Annotated in this window: 21 protein-coding genes; 16 read left to right on the top strand and 5 right to left on the bottom strand. The window is 58.6% G+C overall.

The annotated features are described in order from the left end of the window. The first annotated feature begins 4 nt into the window (after positions 1–4). The 16 genes from pilO2 to JK208_RS12425 all read left to right on the top strand — a co-directional run bounded on the left by pilO2 (position 5) and on the right by JK208_RS12425 (position 15,386). Positions 5–1,201 carry a type 4b pilus protein PilO2 gene (pilO2, locus tag JK208_RS12500; RefSeq protein ID WP_099287119.1) on the top strand — a complete coding sequence of 399 codons (1,197 nt, stop codon included), beginning with the start codon at positions 5–7 and terminating at the stop codon, positions 1,199–1,201. 70 nt (positions 1,202–1,271) lie between these two features. Further along, positions 1,272–2,915 carry a GspE/PulE family protein gene (locus JK208_RS12495; protein WP_099287120.1) on the top strand — a complete coding sequence of 548 codons (1,644 nt, stop codon included), beginning with the start codon at positions 1,272–1,274 and terminating at the stop codon, positions 2,913–2,915. Beyond that, positions 2,912–4,036 (top strand): type II secretion system F family protein, encoded by a 1,125-nt coding sequence (locus tag JK208_RS12490; RefSeq protein WP_099287121.1) that lies wholly within the window; start codon positions 2,912–2,914, stop codon positions 4,034–4,036. The genes JK208_RS12495 and JK208_RS12490 overlap by 4 nt, the downstream gene beginning before the upstream one ends. A gap of 75 nt (positions 4,037–4,111) precedes the next feature. Beyond that, a complete protein-coding gene (locus JK208_RS12485; RefSeq protein ID WP_099287122.1) occupies positions 4,112–4,618 on the top strand; it encodes a type 4 pilus major pilin in 507 nt (168 codons plus the stop codon). Positions 4,619–4,624: 6 nt separating this feature from the next. Further along, positions 4,625–5,101 carry a type IV pilus biogenesis protein PilM gene (pilM, locus tag JK208_RS12480; protein ID WP_099287123.1) on the top strand — a complete coding sequence of 159 codons (477 nt, stop codon included), beginning with the start codon at positions 4,625–4,627 and terminating at the stop codon, positions 5,099–5,101. Beyond that, positions 5,098–6,612: a shufflon system plasmid conjugative transfer pilus tip adhesin PilV gene (pilV, locus tag JK208_RS12475; protein WP_099287124.1), complete on the top strand. Its 1,515-nt coding sequence runs from the start codon at positions 5,098–5,100 to the stop codon at positions 6,610–6,612. Before pilM ends, pilV begins: the two co-directional genes overlap by 4 nt. Further along, complete coding sequence (locus JK208_RS12470; RefSeq protein WP_099287125.1) at positions 6,609–7,400, top strand: DUF1796 family putative cysteine peptidase; 792 nt, start codon at positions 6,609–6,611, stop codon at positions 7,398–7,400. Before pilV ends, JK208_RS12470 begins: the two co-directional genes overlap by 4 nt. Further along, positions 7,397–8,104, top strand: a complete 708-nt coding sequence (locus JK208_RS12465) for a transglycosylase SLT domain-containing protein (protein WP_244901431.1) — start codon at positions 7,397–7,399, stop codon at positions 8,102–8,104. The genes JK208_RS12470 and JK208_RS12465 overlap by 4 nt, the downstream gene beginning before the upstream one ends. Before the next feature lie 5 nt (positions 8,105–8,109). After that, entirely contained in the window at positions 8,110–8,547 is a 438-nt protein-coding gene (locus JK208_RS12460; RefSeq protein WP_099287126.1) for a DotD/TraH family lipoprotein, read from the top strand. Beyond that, positions 8,540–9,475 carry a type IV secretion system DotC family protein gene (locus JK208_RS12455; protein WP_099287127.1) on the top strand — a complete coding sequence of 312 codons (936 nt, stop codon included), beginning with the start codon at positions 8,540–8,542 and terminating at the stop codon, positions 9,473–9,475. Before JK208_RS12460 ends, JK208_RS12455 begins: the two co-directional genes overlap by 8 nt. Continuing rightward, on the top strand, positions 9,475–10,608 hold the full coding sequence (locus tag JK208_RS12450; RefSeq protein ID WP_211576408.1) for a hypothetical protein: 1,134 nt from the start codon (positions 9,475–9,477) through the stop codon (positions 10,606–10,608). Before JK208_RS12455 ends, JK208_RS12450 begins: the two co-directional genes overlap by 1 nt. Beyond that, entirely contained in the window at positions 10,605–10,967 is a 363-nt protein-coding gene (locus tag JK208_RS12445; protein ID WP_086649709.1) for a hypothetical protein, read from the top strand. Before JK208_RS12450 ends, JK208_RS12445 begins: the two co-directional genes overlap by 4 nt. A gap of 2 nt (positions 10,968–10,969) precedes the next feature. Further along, entirely contained in the window at positions 10,970–12,079 is a 1,110-nt protein-coding gene (locus JK208_RS12440) for a type IV pilus twitching motility protein PilT (RefSeq protein WP_249202147.1), read from the top strand. After that, positions 12,079–12,327 (top strand): IcmT/TraK family protein, encoded by a 249-nt coding sequence (gene icmT, locus JK208_RS12435; RefSeq protein ID WP_086649711.1) that lies wholly within the window; start codon positions 12,079–12,081, stop codon positions 12,325–12,327. The genes JK208_RS12440 and icmT overlap by 1 nt, the downstream gene beginning before the upstream one ends. Continuing rightward, positions 12,324–12,695: a hypothetical protein gene (locus JK208_RS12430; protein WP_211576406.1), complete on the top strand. Its 372-nt coding sequence runs from the start codon at positions 12,324–12,326 to the stop codon at positions 12,693–12,695. Before icmT ends, JK208_RS12430 begins: the two co-directional genes overlap by 4 nt. Positions 12,696–13,136: 441 nt before the next feature. Beyond that, on the top strand, positions 13,137–15,386 hold the full coding sequence (locus JK208_RS12425; RefSeq protein WP_211576405.1) for a type IV secretory system conjugative DNA transfer family protein: 2,250 nt from the start codon (positions 13,137–13,139) through the stop codon (positions 15,384–15,386). A 41-nt stretch (positions 15,387–15,427) separates the two neighbouring features. Here JK208_RS12425 and mobF read toward each other — a convergent pair whose 3' ends face one another. The 5 genes from mobF to JK208_RS12400 all read right to left on the bottom strand — a co-directional run bounded on the left by mobF (position 15,428) and on the right by JK208_RS12400 (position 20,539). Beyond that, entirely contained in the window at positions 15,428–18,631 is a 3,204-nt protein-coding gene (gene mobF / locus JK208_RS12420; protein ID WP_211576404.1) for a MobF family relaxase, read from the bottom strand. Beyond that, positions 18,628–18,906, bottom strand: coding sequence for a hypothetical protein (locus JK208_RS12415; RefSeq protein WP_061928996.1), 279 nt, complete (start codon positions 18,904–18,906; stop codon positions 18,628–18,630). The genes mobF and JK208_RS12415 overlap by 4 nt, the downstream gene beginning before the upstream one ends. Positions 18,907–19,007: 101 nt before the next feature. After that, positions 19,008–19,838 (bottom strand): IS5 family transposase, encoded by an 831-nt coding sequence (locus JK208_RS12410; protein WP_194261973.1) that lies wholly within the window; start codon positions 19,836–19,838, stop codon positions 19,008–19,010. 91 nt (positions 19,839–19,929) lie between these two features. Further along, on the bottom strand, positions 19,930–20,313 hold the full coding sequence (locus JK208_RS12405) for a type II toxin-antitoxin system PemK/MazF family toxin (protein WP_086649715.1): 384 nt from the start codon (positions 20,311–20,313) through the stop codon (positions 19,930–19,932). Beyond that, the gene (locus JK208_RS12400) at positions 20,303–20,539 is read right to left on the bottom strand and encodes a BrnA antitoxin family protein (protein WP_231100982.1); all 237 of its coding nucleotides are present in this window, start codon (positions 20,537–20,539) and stop codon (positions 20,303–20,305) included. Before JK208_RS12400 ends, JK208_RS12405 begins: the two co-directional genes overlap by 11 nt. Between the last annotated feature and the right edge of the window lie 152 nt (positions 20,540–20,691).

Here is a 20,691-nt window from a genome sequence, read left to right as displayed (position 1 = left end):
TCCGATGGCATTCTTTATTCGCAACGAGAGACGGGTCTGGGTCGGCGATCTGAGATGGCGCAGCTTCGAGCGCGCCCCGTCCCTGCTGACTGTCCACAAGGTGGCTGCCGAATTCAGCAGCAATTACTATGTGCAAAGCCGGACTTACCCTCAGCACGTTGGGTTCCTGTCCGCTGAGACCGTCGATACCAAAGAGCCATTTCACAGCCTCGCGCTGGCCATCAGCGAGAAATTCGGGGGGAGATACTACGGCGAATACGAGGTCGGGATTGACCAGTTCTGGATCATTGCCACCGACGAAGAAGGGCTACCTCTGCCGGGGTCAGACGGCGTCTATCGTGAAGAGGCGATCGAAGCTGTTCGCTCGACCTTCTCCGGCTATCCGTTCGACCAGAGAGATCTTCTCTCGTCCCGCGAATTTGAAGCGCTTTTAGAAGATCTGCCAGACGCTCCTCTCAAGGTCCGGTCAACCTCGCTCGCCCCCATTTATACGTCTGCGGCCGTTGTCATCGGCCTTCTCTTTCTTACCGGCGTAGCATCGTATTTCTACCATCTGCACGTTCTGGACCAACGTCGGGAACTCGCCCGCAAGGCTTTGATAGAGAGCGCGAAACGGCTTCCCAAAGTCGTCGCGAAGCGTGAGCCCCCTCCATCGGAATGGATCGACGGATGCGTGTCGATGATCCCCGCCTCTCCGTATGCGTCCGGCTGGACCCTGGACCATGCGTCCTGCAAAGGCGACGTGATCGATCTGCACTGGTACCGAACTGGCGGCAGTATGGCTGATGCCCCAGAGGGTGAGCTTATGGACAACGGAAACGCCATCGTGACGCACCGTCCCCTGTCCTACAGCTTCAAAAAACGGCAGGACACGATAGCGGGCTATAATGAACGAACGCTTATCGGCATCCTGCAGCGCAGCGGGGTCATTCCGGCGCTTAACTCGTCAAAGCTCAATCTTCTGGTGAACGGAAGACAGGTGCCAACAGAGACCACCCGAATGTCCTTCAGCCTTCAGACTGATCCGCGGGACATTCCTTGGGACGCCTTTGAGAACCTTAGGGTCACATCACTTTCACGGACTGTCTTGCCCGCCCAGTCGGCGTCGCAGACGGGTTCCTGGCAGATGCAGGTTTCTTTTACGCACACGCTTGCGCCTGTCACTGCCACGCCAAAGCCATCCCTCCGGACCTCGAACTAGGTCACAGGAGCGGGGCCGACTATCGCCCGGCCCGCACCTAGCGCAGCGCCAGACCTGAAAGACCATTGAAATGCTCGCTTTTCTGAAAAAGACAAAGCCAAAGAAAGTCGGGACATCGTCGAATGTTCTGACAATTCCAACAGGGTTGCGAAGCCAGATCCATCTCGATCCGGTGAATCAGGCTGTCTATGTCAACCAGAGATTGCAGCGTTCAGCCGACGCTCTCGACTGGATTGCCAATACGCGCAGGCATCCCCAGCTGGATTGCCTGAAGGTTATCTGGGAGCCGATCAGTGACGTGACGGCCCGCATTCAGAACGCCCATGAAACAGGAAGCCTTTCGGACACAGAAGAAAGTGAAGACGCCGAAGTTCGGGATGAGGCGCTGGCTCTTCTTCGCGAAGGAGCCGAAAGCGGTGTGTCTGATATCCACCTCCACCGCAAAGAGCGCCACACCGAAGTCCAGTTTCGAATCAACGGTTCACTCGTGGTTGCCCATGAGCTGACGAACGAGCATGCGGATCGTCTTTTGCGGGCGATGTACACGATGGCGACCTCCCGTGACAGCGCATACAGCGACCTGTCGTTTCAGGACGCGGCCATTGCTGGCGATATTCTCAAGGGAACAGGGCTCGCCAACGTCCGTATTGTCAAAGGCCCGTGCCTTCCGGTTTCGGAAGGTGGAAAGTTCATGGTCATCCGCCTTCAATACGTGAAATCCGGAGGCAATCGCCGTAGTCAGCCGCAGCAGCAGACTACCTTCCGAACTCCGCGCAGACCTGAAGGTAAGCTCAAACTGCTCGAATACGGCTTCACGCAAAGCCAGGTCGACCGCATCCTGAACATCGCCGTCTCGCCTTCAGGCGTCCTCATTTGTACCGGCCCCACCGGATCCGGGAAGACGACCCTGCTCTACGAGATCGCATTGCACAAAGCCCGGACCCAGCCGGAGCGGCGCCTGGTCGAGATCGCCCAGCCTGCTGAGTATCCCATGCACTGGGGTATCCAGCTTGATATTTCGAATGCCCTGACGTCCGAAGAAGCGGGTCGTGAGTTCCGTGCACGCCTACGGACCGCGCTACGTATGGATCCGGATGACCTGTCCATCGCAGAAATGCGCGATAGCGAAGTCGCGCTGACCACGTTTGATTCCGCGCAGACAGGCCATTTCGTGATGAGTACGCTCCATGTGGACGATCCGTTCGATTACCCTCTGCGGTTTCAGAACATGGATTTCGAACGCCTGAGTTTCCGCACGACCTGCAATGCCTCCATCGTCCGGGGCGTCGTCGCGCAACGTCTGCTTCCTGTCCTCTGCAAACACTGTTCGCTTCCATGGACCGTCGCTGACGAGAGACTGCCACGCAGGACCTGCGAAGCTGTCCCGACATGGGGCGAGGATCTCAGCGCGGTCCGCAGAAAAGGGCCAGGATGCCCTCATTGCTTCGGTACTGGCATCTCCGGTCGAACCACGGTTGCCGAGGTTGTCGAAACGGACGAGCAGTTGATGTCTGACTTCGTCAATCATGGCGTAGCCATCGCCCGGCATCGGTTCAGAGCCCGGCCCGATGCCGATCCGTCGATGGTCGAGACAGCAATGGGCCGTGTCTTCCAGGGGCTTGTCGATCCATTTGCCGTGACGGCAACCGTTGATCGGATCCGAACGCGTGACGCCGTCATGAGCGAACGACTGTCAGGGGCAAAACTGCCATGAGCCTTCGGATTGTCTACACGTCTGCGGCGGCTGAAAAGCCGCGGCTCACCCAGGACCTTGCACAGTGGATGGATATTCACGTCGCCTTTACATGGCGGACACGGGCGCGACTGTATCGGATGATTGCCATCAGGCTCAGGCAGGGATCGGAGCTGGAACGCATTATGCTCCTGTATATCCGTCAGCAGGAGCGCAGGAAAAAGACCTCCGTGCCACGGATCCTGAACAAGGTGCTACATAGAATGGCCGCTCAGGGTATGAGCTTCGCCGAGGCGCTAAGGCCTTACGTCCCTCATGACGAATACATGATGATCCTCTCCGGCGAGAAAGGAGACGACATCGCCTCTGCAATGGACCTCCTGTGCGATATCAAAACCCGGGTGGGACGCATCATGCGGGCGGCGAGGAGTGCGATTGGCCAGCCCCTGATGTATGTCGGGATCATCTTCGCGTTCCTTTATACGATCGCGAAAATGGTCATTCCCTCGCTACTCATGAACGGCGGCATGAAGATGAAAGCGAGTACGTCACAGGATATGCTTGTTTTCGCCAGTAGTCTCGCGACCGGCCTGAATGGTGTCCTGATCCTCAGTGGGCTGGTTGGGGCATTGATACTGCTCTGGCTTAGTCTCACAAAGCTGACAGGGCCTCTTCGGGTGTTCCTTGAGCGCACAGCGCCTTGGTCCATCTATCGCAATATTCAGGGTTACATCTGGATCTCGAGTTTTATTGCCCTGGTTCGGGCCGGGATGACAGATACCGAAGCCCTCACCCATCAGATGCAGGTTGCCACACCCTGGCTTCGTGAACGTCTCGAAGCCATTCTTGACCGTCTGGGTCCACGGGGCATGTCCCTGCCCGAGGCTATGGAAGATTCCGGGTTCGCCTTCCCGTCCCCGGAAGTCATTGACGACATCGAGGCAAGCTGGGGCGGCACCGGAGCTTATGACCGTCTTCTGCAGTCAAGTCGCGCCTGGGCTGATGAGATCGAGTTCACGACCCTGGAGCAGGCGGCAGCAGCGAAAGGCTTTGCGAACGCAATGATGATGCTGATTGCCGGTGCGTTGATCGTAGCGTCCAACAACATCGGTTCAGGCATGAGCGATATCGGCCCGATGTAAATGATATCCCGATTGCGTCCGCACTCACAAAGACCCGTTCGATAATGCTCCCAGGACTATATCAGGGGAATTATCATGGATCAGATTGTATCACTCCTCATCAAAGCCGGCGCTGTCCTACTTGCGCTAATTGCTGTTCTGGTGGGTGGTTATGCCGTCTTCGCCAAAAACAATGGCAGCACGGCCGCCGCGGAGCAAAGTCAGCTTGCTACCAACATCAGTGGTTACATCAATGGCGGGATGACCACCCGCAACTACACAGGGCTGGACAATTCCGTCGCCATCAAGGCGGGCCTGGTTCCGAAATCCATGCAGAATGGTGATGGAACGACCATTCTTGGCCCGTGGGGCAATTCCCAGGTGACGATTGCCCCATGGAACCAAGGGCATTCCGAAGCCTGGACGAATGTTGACGGAGACGCTTGCGCCACGTTCGCCCGGAGCCAGAATGCGTACGGCGTCACTATCAATGGTACCGAAGTCATTATGTCGGACTCTAATGCCGCAGTGAATATCGCGAATGACTGCGATGCGTCATCCGGGACCACACAAGTCAATGTCACCTTCGAATACTCGAACTGAAGGCGTATGGCCTACGTCATTCTGGCATTGGCTCTGGTGATCATGGCCGCAAGTTCAATGGATGGCCTTAGGGTCATCCAACGACAGAATCTGCCGTCCCCCCTGGTGTCAACGACCGAGACTGCGCAGGCCTGGCTTGCCTACAAAGCGGCCCTGCTTCTCTACCTCGAAAACCATCCGGCAACCCGATCCTCTGTACCTCTCAGCGCGTTGACCCTTGGGAACAACGCGGCCCTGGTCACAGCCGCGCAAAACAGCATCACGGGCACGGGCCAATCGGTCTCGGTCATTGCCTGGATGCCTATGGAAGCCGCCGACATTTCGCGGGCAATCCTGCTCGCGAATGGCGATCTTTCCCTTGGAACAGCGCGAAGCGGGCACTGGTTCACCCCAGCGTCAGGTGACATGGGAGCCCTTCCGGTCGCAGTGCCAGATGGCGACGCCGTTTCCTACATCAGCCTGAGCGGCACGGGATATCAATGAACACAATCGTCGCACTGATGATCGCCACGGTCATCGGAATCATGATCCTGCCGCGCTATTACTCCATGGTCGAGAATGGCACGCGTCAGGGAAGCCTTGCGGTGACCGCTGGCCAGTTTCAGGACCTGATCCGGGCGGCCGGACAATATGAAAACGCGCACACCAGCGAACTGACGGCTGCTATTCCGGTCGGCGGGACCACGCAGATTGCGCTGTCAACGCTCATCAGTGAGCACGACCTCCCGCCTGCATTTACGGCGACAAATCCGGATGGACAGGCCTGGAGCGTCTATATTCAGCAACCCACCTCCGGTGTGCTGAGTGCTGTCATCGAGAGCAGCGGCGGTACATCCTACATCCCAAAGGACGAAGTCTCTGTCGCGGCCATGACTGGCCATCAGGGTGGCTTTGTTCCCTATGACGGCATGCTTGGTGGACTGACGGCTGACACGGCATACGGCGCGAGCGGAACCTGGCGTTTCAATATGGCGGGCCTCCCCAACCCTGGCCCCGGGCATCTTGTCGGTCTGGTCTCTGCCAGTGCGGGGTCATCGGACGCTGGCGTGACGACGAACGACTATCTGTATCGGACCGCTGTGGCCGGCCACCCCGAGCTGAACACGATGCGGGCGCCTCTCGATATGGGGGGCAATAACCTAAATAACGCCAATGATGTCAACGCAACGCGAGGCGTCTTCGCTGGTGGGAACCCGAACGGTGGCTATGGCGGCGTAAAGGTGGCGAGTGCGTATCTGTATGGCGATGACACCAATGCCGCCGTGCGAACTCCAGGTGCTGTCTATCTGCAGCACTATGACGGCTCAGCAGCCAATCTGATGGCAGGTGAAGGGCATTTCAGCTCCAACATTGGCACTTACGGCCTAGATCCGTATGTGGGTCTGCCAAGCGGCTGGGGCGGCGGCGTTCATAGCTGGGATGGTTACTACGAAGGAAGCTTGGGCGTCGGTACAGGTGGAGGTGTTCGTACCTACATTAACAATCAGGGGTACGTGAGCATTGGCGACCGCCTTGATGTTCAGAACTCGGTTCGCGTGGCGCAACTGGGATGTGCCTTCAACGTCGGCAACGCGTGTTTTTATGGAGACAATGACAACGTAGCGATCCGAGCGCCCGGAACGACATACATTCAGCATGCCGACGGCAGTGCGGCCGATCTTGGCGCGGGAAATGTTTCAGCTACCACTGTCAGGCTGGGGACCGATAATGGCAATGCGTGGCCAGGAAACGGGTGCAGTCCGAACGGCGCGTTAGCGACCAAAAATGACAACTCGGGACTGCTTCTGGTGTGTCAAAGCGGTGTCTGGCGTGCACCACAGGCCCAGATCTCAGGTTATGTGCCGACCACAACAAACGGCTTTTCCGGTTACAACCGGACAAACAGCATCACGGGCGGCTACAGCTGCCCAGCCGGCACAGCAGACCTCGGGATCGAGACCATCTGGTACGGCAATTATGGATACTCAACCCTTCATCTGTGCAGCGCCCAATGAGCAACGCCCTCACGCTGCCTGAGACCGTGAACACGCCTGTGGTTTCAGGCGTGAAGAGCGGAACGTATGACTTTACGCCGGAACTCTTCATGTCCTTGCGCACAACCCTGCGTCGATACAAGCATCGACGTTCTTCCAAGATGCCGAATTACGGTGTCAGAACGATTGGGGGGCATCGAGTCAAGCATGTGATTCCTCTTGGAACACACTGTCTGCCAGCAACCATTCTCCGGAACGCCGACCTGCGCACGGGCGCGCTGCCCTTCGACTGGGTCCACGCAACCCCCGGGATGATCCGGCACTGTCTTGAAACCGATTTCGCAGATTTTCTTCCAAAACCGGGCGAAAACGGTCACGCTGCGTTCCGTGATCGCTTCGGGGTGAAGGACATGTTCCCCCATAAGGATCCGCAGGCCCCGGAAGATCGCAGATACTATACGCGGTGCATCGACCGGCACCGGCGTTTGATGAGGTCAAGAAACGGAAAACTGTTTGTGATGATCTCCCGGCCTTCCAATCCCATTGGCTGGCATTTCAGGGAGCTGGTTGACCTGATCAGCCGTCTCACGCCCAACGCCGAGCTTCTGGCGATTCAGCTTCTCCCGCAGCGCGGCAACGGTGAAAGCGTGGGCCTTGAACTGTCTCAGGAACAGAATGGATCACGCCTGTATGACTTCAGGCCCGTGTCCGACGAGAGCGCTCTTGGCTATTTCCCTGACGTTCTCGACGAACTCATGATCCTGCGGCTGATCTATCAGTATCACCTGCATCCGATCGCTCTCCCGTGACAGCGCTTCCGCCCTGTGCCGGACTGGCCGCACACGCCTATAGCGTGCCTATCGCCTCCATTGAGCGTGTCGTAGATCATGCGTCGGGACCCGGCCTTGGTGTCATGAAAATTGACCCTCGCTGGTTGCCGATTCTTCAGCGCGCCGGATTTGATCCCGAAGAGGTCCGATCCAAGGCCTGCATGAATATTGCGGCCGGAGCATGGATCCTGGCATGGGCCGGCACAGCCCGTTCGTCGCCTGAGGTTCGGGAACGGGACCAGTCGGCGTCACCCCCTGCCACGGGCTTTACGGGGTCTCTCGGGGCATGCATCACCCATGCAGCCAAACAGTATCATCTGCCCGAACTCCTCTACCGAGCCATTTTACTTACTGAGGGCGGTCGGGTCGGACATATCAGCCGAAACACGAACGGCACCTATGACATGGGCCCTGCCCAGGTGAACTCGATGCACCTGCCAGAACTCGACCGCATGGGGATCACACGCGATCAGATCATTAATGATGGCTGTCTGAACATCCACATCGGTGCCTGGGTTCTGGCAGGTGCACTGGGAGGCCACACCCCGGACAATGCCGCAGAGTTCTGGCGTCGGGTCGGCAACTACAACTCCAGCACTCCCCGATACAACGTCGCGTACCAGCGCAAGGTCTGGAAAAATGTGCAGCTCGCTGCGCACTCACAAACGTCTCCGCCATCATAGGCAGCATGTGGCAAAACCCTCTCTGCCGACCTTTCGGCCTTACCCTCCTGCTACTGTCAGGCCTCTGTGCCTGCAGCGAGCAGCCTCGGCCGCCTGTGCGCCCCTTCGATCAAGACATGAATCATATTCTGTCCGCCTTAGACCAAATTGGCGCCCTCCGTTTTCCTCTCGTCCGGGCGGGTTCGGTTCTTCCAGCCGAGATGAACCGGCCTGTCAGCTGGCACTGGCAGGGTCCGCTCGATGAGGGCATCAGGCTAATTGCCAGGCGGGTTGGCTATGAGACCGAGATTCCGCCATGCCCTGCACCACCGATCATAGCTGTGGATCAGCAGGCGACCACGTTCGGTCGCTTGCTGGACGAGATGGCCTCCGCGTCATCCGGCCATGCCGACATCTGGGTTGATATCCCTCACCACGTCATAAGGATTACCTGGAATGCATAAGCCTCGGCACTCCGCCTGTCGGGTTGCCCTTCTTGCGGCCTCACTCTGTGCGTTCAACGCCTATGCGCACGCCGAGCCACCTCAGGATCTTCCTGTTCCGGAAATACCCGAAGGAAACCCGGAGGCAGGTGACGCCATAAATACGCCCGTCACCGGGGCTGTCGAAGCCCCTGATATCCCAGACGTGGACAGGCCATCATCACTCGAAGCGATGATGGCCGTGCGTCCCGGCTACTCCCCCAAACAGGAAAGCGGGAATGGGCGCGACAGTGCTGTCCGTAGTGCGGCGTGGGCCTATGGCGCCCAAGGCGGGCGGGCCGCAGAGTCCTACGCAATCAATGAACTCCTGCGCCGATATTCCCATATTCTGGACCAGAAAGTGGATTTCCGCACTCTGGTGCTCCCAGCTGGGAACGGTCAGACCCTTATCCGACCACCCGTGGTCACAGAAGCGCAAATGGCAGTCGCTCTCGATCCAAGTGGCCAGACTGCCCGGGAGACAGGCACGATTTACCAGATTACACGCCGCGCTCAGCTTGTGACGGCCGTACCGCAATGGCGCACATGGCTTGTACGCACTGTTTCACCCCCTTCTCCGCCCGCCGACGCGGTCCGGCCGCGCACCCCGCATGAAGTTGAGGTCTGGCGATCTGGCGTTGCTTATGGCTGGGCAGCAGGACAAAGGCAGGCCGTCGAGATCTTTCTTGATGACCTGTCGCGCATGGAGCGCGATGTCATGGGCATGGGTCGTTACAGGGTACTGCTGCGGGCCGGAAAAGTGGCAGCCCCGGAGGTCTCCCAGCTGCACCGCGACGTTCAGGGTGGAGCTGATCTGATGCGCCTTGATGACAGAGAGCTTCGCATCCGCAGTCAACCTGGCCTCGATGCCAATCGGGCTCACTGGCACGTTTCCGAAGGAGATCAGTGATGCCAATTAACCCTGCTCCCAACACGAGATCTCACGACCCAGAGCGTATTGCCAGCCTTCTCATTGGCGCATGCGTCGGCATTGCTCTGTGTTTGTTCCTGCTCTGGTTGAAGTTCCACACCCAGATCGTCGAAGCCGTCTTGTTCGTGCAGGGCTATGAGCTACGGCTGATTGGACTTTGCACACCGCGTTATGATGCAGTCCTTGCTAATCTCGGAGAGGCCATCCCCGAACGTGTCTCTGCATCGACACTTTGGGAACTCTGCACGCTGACCGGGTCGGTTCTCCGATGGCCGGCTCTTGCTCTCATTATCATCCTCGCAGCCCTTTGCCTGACCCGCGCTCCGTTGGAACGTCACCGCAGGCGGTTCGGTCTCGAAGGTATGCAAAAAGCACTTGCTGAGATTCATCCCCTGGGCGCGGCGTGGCTCGGCAAAGGATTGAAGCTAATACGCCCCGCGCCTCCTGAAGCGCCGTTGGCGCCTCTCGATCCGGCGTTGAACCTTGAGGAGTGGAGGGCACGGTACGTTCGTGGAACATCATTCGCCGAACGGCGCGAGACCACCTTCCAGGCACTTCAAGCGCAGCTTGGTAGCCCGTGGCGTGGCCCTCTGGAGGCGACAGTGGCGGAGAAATGTCTATTTCTCTGCTTCTCGCTCTATATCCAGAGACGAAAAGTAGAAGCACAAAGCGTTCTGGAGCGCCTCTCAGTGCAGCTACAGGGTTCATTGAAAAATGGGGCGCCGTCCAGCTTCGCGAACCTGTCGAAATCCTTCGTCTCTACCATTGATAAGCAACTGAAGAAGGAAGGCTTTCGCTCGACCTTAAAGATCACAGAGCAGCACGCTTTCACACGACCGGCGCTCCTCTCTCTTCTGCAGGAAGCGCGCCTCAAGGCAGGGGTCGTCAACCCGGGCCTTTTCGCAGCCATTCAGTTCCTTGACCGCGACCTCTGGCTCGTTCTGTCAGCAGCGTCCTACCCGCGCGACGGACTCCCACCTTACGTGATGGCCATCGCCGCCTGTCCGGAAGCCGCAGCAGCACTGGCACACTGGAAAGCAGAATGTCTTGCCGGACGCCCACTGACGCCCCCCCAAATTTCCAGCCTTCTCGAGACCTTCTGCAGACCATGACTGATTCCGTAATTTTCGCTCTCATGCCCGATTTTATCCGCGCCCGCATTGCGGCTTACACGCTGCGGGACTGGGTGGCAGAGCACTATGCCGTGCCAGCCCTTCAGCTCGATCGGGCGATGACCCTGACGCTTGTTCAGCTCGACCATGTGGCGTCTTGCAAAACCTATTACGGGTATGACGTAAGCCGCGCGCCGTCTTCTCTTTTAGAGCCGATCTCGGGGTACATGGAGGCACTGCATCAGAAGCACGGTCCACAAGAGCAAAGCGACAACTTCCCAAAGACTCTCGTAAGGACCCATCAACAGGTCATCCACGAATTCGAGACACTGAATCGTCTGGGAAACAAAGCACGGTGAGCATGTTCTGGCCGCATGACGGAGAAGCTTTGCGGGGCAATACGCTGGATCAGTTCCTGATCTGGTGTTCCGAAACCGAGTGCTCCCGTGTCGAAATCCAGTCTGACATGCCCGTCATGGTGCGTCTGCATGGTGAAAACCATCAGGTAACGCGAGATGTCAGTCTGCCGGGTGAAGTCGAGGATGCGGTTAACTACATCTTTCGCTCGGCGACGGGGGTGACGAACCTCAAGAACGGGGATCCGATCGATGTCGGCCATACAATCTGGCCAGATCGCAAAAAGAGGCGATACCCGTTCCGCCTGAATGCCGTCAGCTCGCAGGTTGGTGCCGACGCAGGCATTTCGATGACGTTTCGACCCCTCGTTGACATCCCCCGACCGCTGGAGGACCAGCAGGTCGAGCCCCAACTGATGGACGCGCTTCATGGAGAACAGGGCATTTTCCTGATCTGCGGCGCCACGGGCTCGGGGAAATCAACGCTGATTGGCGGCATCAACCGGGCCCGGCTTGAAGACCCGGATATTCACTGCAACCTGATCGAAGCCTCAGCCCCCCTTGAGATCCTTTATGATCGCGTTTTGCGCCGTAACTCAACGGTCACGCAGCTCGAAATTCCGCGTAACCTCAGGAGTTTTGCCGAATTCGTCCGCGCGTCCATGCGCCGAGAACCAACCGACATCGTCGTGGGCGAGTGCCGCGATCCCGAGACCATGGAAGCGTCAATCCAGGCCGGGATCTCTGGCCATCGCCTCCTGAGCTCTCTTCACACGAACAGCTGCTCTTCAACGGTCCGACGTGTTCAGGCACTCTGCCCCGCTGATCAGCGGGACAGCCTGACAATATCGTTCGTCGAGAACCTCCGTCTTCTGGTGAACCAGAGGCTTCTCAAATCAACCGATGGCAAGAGGACACCCGTTCGGGAGTTCCTGCCTGTGACCCGGGCCATTCGAAGCCGTCTGCTGGATGCACCCCGGGATCGCTGGCCGAACATCACACAGGCCGCCGTCGAAGAACACGGACAGACTTTCGCTCAATCCATCGCGGCGGCCGTGAAACAGGGCAGAATCTCACCAGCCGTCGCCGCAGATGCCATGAAAGAAGAAAACTGATGTGGCGCTTTACCGCGGATCCTGTCCGCCTTCTCATTATCGACGCCCGTGCGCTTGCACCATTCGCCCTGTGGATCGCCCACATGCGGGAATGGACATTCATCTTTGCCGTTATCGGAGTGCTTTTCTTCAGTGTGCTGGCATGGCTCGGCCTCACGCTTCCTGTAGCCGTGCGGATGTTCCGGGTCATTCTGTGTGGCCCCGTTCGCCCTCGTCTTCCCTCCTGGAAAAAGCGTGATTACGCATGAGCGATCTTGATGACCTGGTGCGATGCTGCACCGCTCTTATTGAAACACAGGGATACCGTTTCGAGACTGGCATTCCAGGCGTTGGCGCTCTACCGGCATGGCGTGTGAGCCAGACAAACGTGTTTCTTCCGGTACTGCTCAGGCTCGCAGAAGAGTTCTGGCGATCAGAGACAAAAGGGGCGGGCTTCGGGCTCAAGCTCGAGCCCGATACTCTGAGTATGACGGGCTACACGCTGACAGGGCTTTACCATGTCCCGCTGTCGATCGCTCTGCTCGCGCTCAATGCGGTGCTCAGAAGAACTGCCGATCCTGAAGGCTGCATCACCATAGAAGCTCTGACGACCTACGCCCAGACGGCCACGACCTGATCTGCACTCACAAACGCCTGTCGGATACTGCACAGGCGTCTAATTGTTGAGGTCCGCAATGATCATATCTGTTCCACCTGACACACAGTCCGTTTCTATTCGTCGTGAAGGGGAACGGACCATTATCGTTCTTGACCAGGACATTCTCTCAGAGTTATCCGCCAGTGCCTGCCCTGTAGAGGCGGCCCCCATCACCAGCGTAAGACAACCGCGCAGAGCTAGACGCTTCCGCCTTCCTGTCCTCGTCGGCGTCTGTGTGATTGTCATAGGGGCAGCCGCAGGCCACCGGCTATGGGCTTCCGCCAAAAATAGCCAAGCGCATCCTGTTGCTGCACTGCAAGTCCCTCAACTGGTGGGCCCTGCTCCCGCGACCCGACGTTCCATTCCGGCCGCGTCGCAAGCCGCGCCCGTGCCAAACAACGCGTTCGGGTTGGAATAATCATGGCGATGATCAGACGCCGTATTGACGGGCCTCAGGACTTTCACGAGCAAAAGGGGGGGCTGGCATTCCGCGATACCCGCGGCGTGCCACATCAGGTCGCAGAAATCCTGCGAACCGGGTTCTCGTCCATCGGGCTCGTTGCAATGGCTGGCGTATCCGTCGCTGTCCCAGCACTGACAACCGCCATTGTGCCGCTGGCCATCGCCTATGCAGGCTATGTTCTGACACGGCCGGTGACGTTGCCTCTGCGCTTGCCGGCAAACGCGAAGGGGAAGGACTACGGTAATCCGCAGCCAGACCCCAAACGACCTGGCGTCGAAATCCCGGGCAAGCCTTCGGGAGACTGGCTGCTCGGCTGGGATGAAGTCACCGCCCAACAGGTGTGGCTATCGGGCAATGATATGACGATGCACGCCATCCTGCCTGGATCCACAGGATCCGGCAAAACGCAGTTCATCTACAGTCTTCTGTGCAATGCGCTGGCACAGGGGGGCGGGTTCACGATTGTCGACGGCAAAGCCTCGAACAACCTTGCCTTCTCCGTCGCGGCCATGGCGAGACGGTGGGGTCGGGAAGCCGATCTGCGCTTTATCAACATGATGGTCTCGGCTGGTGACAGAAAGACCAACACCTGGAATCCCTTTTCCTCCGTCAACGCTGAAGGCATGACGGAGCTTCTGCTCACGCTTTTTCTTCCGGAGGACAAGAAAGGCGGCGGCGGTAACTCCGCGCATTTCCGGGACAGGGCCGAGGCGCTTATTCGTGGCATGTCCTATGTCTTTGTCTGGGTCCGGGACAACCTTGGCATTCCTATCATGTCCGAGACGATCCGGACGATGTTCTCTGATATCGTCAAACTGCGCGATCTCTACCAGGATAAGATCTTCACCTACTATGATGCGGACTCAGGCGAGGCGCGCAAAGTCGAACTGCCTGCAGAGTTTGACGGTACTCTACTGAACCCTGTCCGCGACTACGTGACGGAAACAGGCGGCTTCTCGAACACCAAGAGCGTGGGAGACCAGGACAAAGTTCGCGAGCAGCATTCCTATGTTGTGGGTGGTTTCGGCAAAACGTTCACCCAGATGAGTTCCACACTGGGACATATCTTCCGGTGCAACATCGGCGACGTGGACTTCCGGGACGTCATTTTCAATCGACGCATCCTCGTCGTGCTTCTCCCCTCGCTCGAAAATCACCCGGACACGAACGCCGCACTCGGCAAGGCGGTCATCACGGCGCTGCGTTACGCACTGGCGGCAGCACTCGGAACCTCCATCGAGGGTGACTATGAGGATCGCGTCGTAAATCGTGCGTCGTCCTCTGCTGTGCCCTATCCTTTAGTCTTGGACGAGGTCGGTCAATTCGCGACACGCGGGATCGACGCAATGATGGCGTTGGGGCGTGAACTGAATATTTCCCTGCTTCTGGCTTTTCAGGAAGTAGGCACTCTCGAAGCAACGCTCGGGAAAGACCTAACCGTTCCGCTTCTCGGCAACCCAAAGCTCAAAATCTTTGAAAATGTAGAGGACGCTGGTCCTACCCGGGAGTGGATCGAAAAGTCAGGCGGAACGATGCCCGTCAGCGTCCTTCCCGGCTTCGACAGTTCCAACCCTCTCGGCGTCTATGCAGACCAGCAACGCGCAGACATTCGGGACGTCAAGCGGATCTCCTGGAGCGATGTACAGAACCTCCGCCCCGGGCAAGCCATCATTCTCTTCCGAGGCAAGCGAATTTACACACGATTATTCCACGCAGGAATCAAACCAGAAGGCGTGAACAGGGTGTTCCCCACAGTTTCAGCGGCTCCAGCCCTTCCGGCACCCGTATCACAGGAGCCGACTACAGAAGCTGCCGAGGTGGCTCACCGGCTTCAGGAAGGGCGCGACCGGATCGAAAAGGCTGATCTCCGGCCATTAACCGGAGTTCTGGGAGATCTGTATCAGCGCCTCGGCGTCGTTCTCAAGACGGAAGGTACGCCCTTGCAGGACGCACAGGAGCTCCTGACCCTGCTTTTCCCTGATGAGACCCCGGCAGACGACAAGCCTTTCGCAAAGCTGTTTGAGACCCTCGTCCCTCCGTCCGCTCAGTTGCCCCGAACAACGGAACCGCTTCATCCGCATCTGGACAAAGCATTGCTGGCAGAACTGGTTGCGTTCGAGACAACTCTCGGACAGGACGAGCGTGCGGCTGTTGAGACCGTCACGCACGCCCTGAATCTTTACGCGCGTGGTCAGGAACTCGCCTGATATCTGAGGCGGCATGTCCCCAGCCGCCTCTGTTTTCCAAACTACATACCGCGTCCTGCACCACGAACCCGCGTGCGATCGCGCTCCCGCTCTTGTTCCTGTGCAGCAGCGCGAGCCTGCCGCAGCCGGTCTTCGGCCTGCTGCGCTCTCCGACGCTCCTGCAGATCTTCAACCCGCCGCGCTGCATTCAGGGCGTCCTGCGCGGCATAGCCGGCCTTACGCAGCTTGCGACTGACATCATCCCATTGCGCGCGCGGCACATCCCGGATCGGGGCTTCCTCAACCTGACGACGCACCTGACCGCCCGGTGACTGCCCCTTCTGGCGCGCGCGCTCATTGACGTGGTTCTGTCGGATCCAGCGCGTATTGGCTTCCTCATGCACGAGACGGGCTTTCGCAAGATCGACGGCCAGGGATTTGTAGGGATGACGGCCCATGTCAGACGCCAAGCGGTCATACAGATCGGTGACCGTCACCGGCCGGATGTCGCCAAGAGCCCGCGAGAACGTCTCGGCCTCCCGGAGAGAGCCCTCCGATACGGCCGTCCAGCAGCGATGAACATGCCGGCTTTCGGCAACATAGGACGTAAAGCCTGTCATGGCCGAGGATCCACGCGGCATGGCGTTGATATGCTCGTCGGACGTCACACCCTGCGCCGCATCAACTGTCATAGCGTGACCAAAGCCCAGACGGATGCGTCCGGTCTTCGGGTCGGCCAGCCGGGTCCAGGGCACGAGCCCTTCCCGTCCCTTTGCGTTCTGTAGAACCAGTCCCTCATCAGACCAGCCCCTGACGGTCGTGAAGTCACCATTCGAGCCAAGATCACGCCAGCGGCGCCCATGGGGGGTGTCCACCCGGACGCTGGTTTTTGCAAACAGCCGAACCCTGTCACCGACTGCGAGAGGCAGCTCATAGGTGACGCCACGCTGATCGATGGCGGCCTTGACGATCTCCGCCTGACCGATCTCGCCACGCTTGCGCAGCCGGTCGCGGACGGCACGGCTAAGATCCATAACGTCTTCGTTCGTCGGCGCAGACATGGTGATGCCCCGTTGCGATCCGGCCTGGGCCAGCATGTCGCGGCGTCGAAGATACAGGTCAGCGATCTGCTCGACGACCTGATCATGATCGCCGCCCACAAGTCGGATGGTGCCGTCCTTGCGCTTCATGTCGATTGCTTCACGCGCCCGCGCAATATCGGCTTTCTTCTGCTCGTCCTCAGTCTGGCTCAGATCGCGGCCGGGACTACGGAACATGCTGGCGATCTGCCGACCGCGCGCGGACTTCTGGCGGATTGTGCTCAACAGCTCCGGACGCGCTTCTTTGGGCATGACACGCAAAAGCAGTTCAACAGCATCACCGGCCTCGATCGCCTGGGCCTGTTCGCGGTCGCCCACCACCCGGAGGGCAAAGCCCTTCTCCTGCTGAAGCTGGAGGATCTCGAGCAGCTGACGCGGGGAGACCTGACTGACTTCATCAAGAACCAGAACGGACTGCCGATCGAGGACGATCTTTCCCTGCGCAAGGCCGTCCAACAGAGGTGTCATCGCGTAGGTCTGGGAAATGCCCGCATCCTTCAGCGCATCGGCCTGACGCCAGGCAATGGCCGCGCCAATGACGGTGCGGCCATCCTCCTGCCAGGCATCGACCAGAGGCTTGAGAAGCGTCGTTTTGCCGGAGCCGGCGACACCAATCAGGAAGCCCAGTCCGCCCGCCTGACCAAGCGCATTGATGGCTGCAAGCTGCGCAGCGCCGTGTGCCGGTTCGCGTGTGAAGTCGAGACCCGACCGGGCAACGGCAGCGGAAATCTGCTCGTCACTGAGCGCGCCGTCCCGCGTCCGCGCAGACAGGCCGGCAAGACGGGCCATGTCCTTTTCAAGGGCGATCTGGGCACTTGTCGCGACCCGGAGGCGGCCATCCTGCTCGCGCTCAAGGAAGCGGACCTGTTGGCCGTCGATCTCAATGCCGCGCTCCTGGATCAGATCGGCAATCCGCTCGATGTCCCGCATGTCTTCAATGCCAGCCGCAATGAGACCCCGTGCGGCATGGGTCCGGAACGTGTCCCGGTCGAGAACAGCAGCTGTCCGAAACTCCTCAGCCAATTTCTTAGCCGCAATCGCATAGGCCTGCTCGTAGCGCTCAGCGCGCCCTAATGGCTGGACCTTCTCATTGGTCAGGACAGTATCGTGATACCACCCGATTTCGTGAGCCTGCTCAAGCCAGAACTCCCTGTCGTTGCTGCCACTGTACTTCTTTGAGCGGTAAGCGAGATTTGCGTTGTGAAGGATTGAAAACTTCCGCTCGGCCGACAAATCGTTCCAGTCCAGGCCCTGCCGTTTGGCATAGGCTTTTCCCATTTTCTCCGCCTGGGAATGCCGCTTTGAAAAAAGCTCACAGGCTTCTCGCGGCACACTATCAATCGCGATTGCGCGGCCACTCTCGTCGACGTGTACCGCGATACCGAGCTTGCGAAGTTCGCTTGCAAGTTCCGCCTGAAAATACGCCCCGAACATGAAAGACGTCGCACTGGTAATGCGAGCACTGTCCAGCGAACCCAAATGGCCGCTTTCGGTCGCTACGGCATTCAAAAGCAGATTGTGAATATGCGCCTGTGGGTCCCCCGGCACCGGAACTTCCACCGCCGCCGTGGGGCCTTTTGCGCCATCCTGAATCTTCATGACCGGTCGTGCCGTGTAGTGCCGGAACGATACCCACGCGACTTCCCCCCGTTCCAGCGTGGCTGTCTTTCCTGACCCTCTGCGCGCCACGCCAACCTCTTTGGCAATAAACGCCATAGCCTTGTCGTTGGCCTTGTGAATTGCGCTCCAGATGAGCGCCCGCTCGGCATCCGTCGACGCAAATTCAGCGGCAAGCGTCACTGATTTATCGGGTGACGCTGTGAAGTCGATGGCCGAGTGCTCACGCTTCCGGCCTGTGTTGGCCCATTTTTCACCTGTGTCAGCGCGCTTCGCTTCGAACAGATTGGCCAGCGCCTGGTCTGTCGGCACCTTCATGACGTCAATGCCTAGCGCATCAGCGATCCGGGGGCCCATATCTGGCGACCACATTCCCCGCCCATCACGTCCGGTATAGTAGGTTGTCAGCCGGTCACCGTTTTCACGGGTCGGATCACTCCGTTCCCGTTCAAAGCGAGCATCCTTCTCCGGCTCGGACTGATTCTCTCTCAGATAAGCGACGATCAGCTTACCGGCACCTGCCGCAGAAATCTTCCGGTAAGTGATCATCTTCCAGCCGGTGCAGAGAAGGTGGAAGCTTCAAGCCGGCCAAGCTGCGCCGAGATTGTCTCAAGGGCGGCACCCTGCTGTTCCATGGCCTGAGCCATGCGCGCGACGACCTCGACCAGGCCCTCGCCTTCTTCTGCTTTCTCTGGAGGGCTGACCATCTGGTGGATTTGGGCGAGCGTCTCCCCGATCTGATCCAGCCGTTGCAAAACGAGGAGTTGAAACGGCGCTTCGCGATCTACCGGTTGCGGGAGGTCAAATACGTTTTCGTCTGGCATGCATCGTCTCCGTGGGCAAAGGAGACATTTTGCTCGAGGTGGTTGTGAGTGCTCGCCGACAAAAACTGTCGCTCCGAGCCCACATCGTCTCAGAGCCTGACTCAAAAAGCGGTCTGAGTGATTTTTCGCAGCAATCTGCGGATATGAGCAACGATGAGCCATGCTTGTGAGGCTTGGAGTGTTGCCTCGACATCTCGGTTGAGACGGCGGCATCTTCCGAGCCATGCGAATGTCCGTTCCACGATCCATCGCTTTGGCAGCAGGACAAAACCCTGAGCACGGTCTGAACGCTTTACAATGTCCAGCACCCAGTCTCCCATTCGTGCCAGAACCTTTTGCAGTTTCTCCCCTGCGTATCCTCCGTCTGCGATGAGACGACGAAGCCAGGGAAAGAGTGGCCTGATTTTTTCTGCGACCAGAGGGGCTCCGTCGCGATCCTGAATATTTGCGGCATGCACAACCGAGACGATTAGATGCCCCAGGGTATCTGTCGCAATATGCCGTTTTCTGCCTTTGATTTTCTTGCCTGCGTCATAACCTCTGGGGCCGCCATTTTCCGCAGTTTTCACGGATTGGCTGTCAAGAATGCCGACGGAAGGCGTGGCCTCACGGCCTTCCTGTTCGCGTGAAAGCATCACAAGAACATGATTGATGGCCTCCCAGCGCCCTTCGCGCAGCCATGCGTAGAAATACCCCTGAACGGTCGTATAGGGTGGGAAGTCATGTGGCAGGGCACGCCACTGGCATCCCGTCGAGACGATGTACAGCACCGCCTCAACAACCCGCCGGAGTTCCGTTCTTCTGGGACGGCCATACCGCTTTTGGGGTGGCATTAACGGTGCCAGAAGCGCCCATTCCCGATCACGTAGATCACTTGCATATGTCAGATCATCGCGACGATACTGACGACGGGTGATTTCAGTCCAGGCCACAATTCACTCCTTCTCTTCGCAAAGACGGAGGAATCACAAACCACTGAAATCACTCAATTCATTTTCGGTCAGGCTCTCAGAGACTATCTGCCTAGCCGTCGCATCCCACCAGGAGCGCAATCTGACGTCTGATGGCAGCAAGCTGATCAGATCTCACTTTGCTGCCTGTCACGGTGACACGTTGCTTGGATGTGGTGGTGAGCAGAGCACTGACCGCCCAACAGGGTTTAGAACAACCGTTCTCGGATGTTGGGTCGATCCGTACTGCCAGATCCGGAATGACGAGGTTCTCATCGTCGGTCAGCGGCACAAGCATCACGTTCGGCCACTCAGGCGGAAAGAGGTCGTCTTCGACAACAACAGCCGGCCGACGCTTGTTGGGCTCCTTCGGCAGCGCATCGCCGCGCCAGTCTGCCAGCACAATTTCTCCAGGCGAGAAGATCGCTGCCATGGCGACCGGCCGATCAGGAGCCATGGGTTCCGCCAGCCTCTTCAAAAAGCGCCTGGGCGGAAGGCGTCGCAGCGACGTAGCGGGCAACACGCGCACTGTCCCTGCGGATACGGTCTCGGCGCGCACTCTTTGCCCCTGTCTCCAGAAGATCACGGATGAGTTGGCTCAGAGGAATACCGCGTGCTGTTGCTTCCTGCTCCAGGTCGGTGCGCAACCGCTCGTCCAGACGGATCGAAAGGGGGGATGCCATGACACACTCCATACATTCAGAACGTCATTAATGTAGCGCACTGTCGTAGTGCAGAACAACATATTTGGCAGAGCAGAATGCGATGAGAGGTCTTCAGCCCGGGTCAAACCCTGCCCCGCCGGATGCAACACCCGCAGGGTGGCGCGAAGCGC

Source organism: Gluconobacter sp. Dm-74 (assembly GCF_018256135.1).
GTDB lineage: Bacteria > Pseudomonadota > Alphaproteobacteria > Acetobacterales > Acetobacteraceae > Gluconobacter > Gluconobacter cadivus.
This window is presented reverse-complemented; position numbering and strand designations above follow the sequence as displayed.

Coding starts and splice junctions, on each gene's coding strand:
- pilO2 (WP_099287119.1), top strand. CDS start 5: ATGGCATTCTTTATTCGCAACGAGAGACGGGTCTGGGTCGGCGATCTG.
- JK208_RS12495 (WP_099287120.1), top strand. CDS start 1,272: ATGCTCGCTTTTCTGAAAAAGACAAAGCCAAAGAAAGTCGGGACATCG.
- JK208_RS12490 (WP_099287121.1), top strand. CDS start 2,912: ATGAGCCTTCGGATTGTCTACACGTCTGCGGCGGCTGAAAAGCCGCGG.
- JK208_RS12485 (WP_099287122.1), top strand. CDS start 4,112: ATGGATCAGATTGTATCACTCCTCATCAAAGCCGGCGCTGTCCTACTT.
- pilM (WP_099287123.1), top strand. CDS start 4,625: ATGGCCTACGTCATTCTGGCATTGGCTCTGGTGATCATGGCCGCAAGT.
- pilV (WP_099287124.1), top strand. CDS start 5,098: ATGAACACAATCGTCGCACTGATGATCGCCACGGTCATCGGAATCATG.
- JK208_RS12470 (WP_099287125.1), top strand. CDS start 6,609: ATGAGCAACGCCCTCACGCTGCCTGAGACCGTGAACACGCCTGTGGTT.
- JK208_RS12460 (WP_099287126.1), top strand. CDS start 8,110: ATGTGGCAAAACCCTCTCTGCCGACCTTTCGGCCTTACCCTCCTGCTA.
- JK208_RS12455 (WP_099287127.1), top strand. CDS start 8,540: ATGCATAAGCCTCGGCACTCCGCCTGTCGGGTTGCCCTTCTTGCGGCC.
- JK208_RS12450 (WP_211576408.1), top strand. CDS start 9,475: ATGCCAATTAACCCTGCTCCCAACACGAGATCTCACGACCCAGAGCGT.
- JK208_RS12445 (WP_086649709.1), top strand. CDS start 10,605: ATGACTGATTCCGTAATTTTCGCTCTCATGCCCGATTTTATCCGCGCC.
- JK208_RS12440 (WP_249202147.1), top strand. CDS start 10,970: ATGTTCTGGCCGCATGACGGAGAAGCTTTGCGGGGCAATACGCTGGAT.
- icmT (WP_086649711.1), top strand. CDS start 12,079: ATGTGGCGCTTTACCGCGGATCCTGTCCGCCTTCTCATTATCGACGCC.
- JK208_RS12430 (WP_211576406.1), top strand. CDS start 12,324: ATGAGCGATCTTGATGACCTGGTGCGATGCTGCACCGCTCTTATTGAA.
- JK208_RS12425 (WP_211576405.1), top strand. CDS start 13,137: ATGGCGATGATCAGACGCCGTATTGACGGGCCTCAGGACTTTCACGAG.
- mobF (WP_211576404.1), bottom strand. CDS start 18,631: ATGATCACTTACCGGAAGATTTCTGCGGCAGGTGCCGGTAAGCTGATC.
- JK208_RS12415 (WP_061928996.1), bottom strand. CDS start 18,906: ATGCCAGACGAAAACGTATTTGACCTCCCGCAACCGGTAGATCGCGAA.
- JK208_RS12405 (WP_086649715.1), bottom strand. CDS start 20,313: ATGGCTCCTGATCGGCCGGTCGCCATGGCAGCGATCTTCTCGCCTGGA.
- JK208_RS12400 (WP_231100982.1), bottom strand. CDS start 20,539: ATGGCATCCCCCCTTTCGATCCGTCTGGACGAGCGGTTGCGCACCGAC.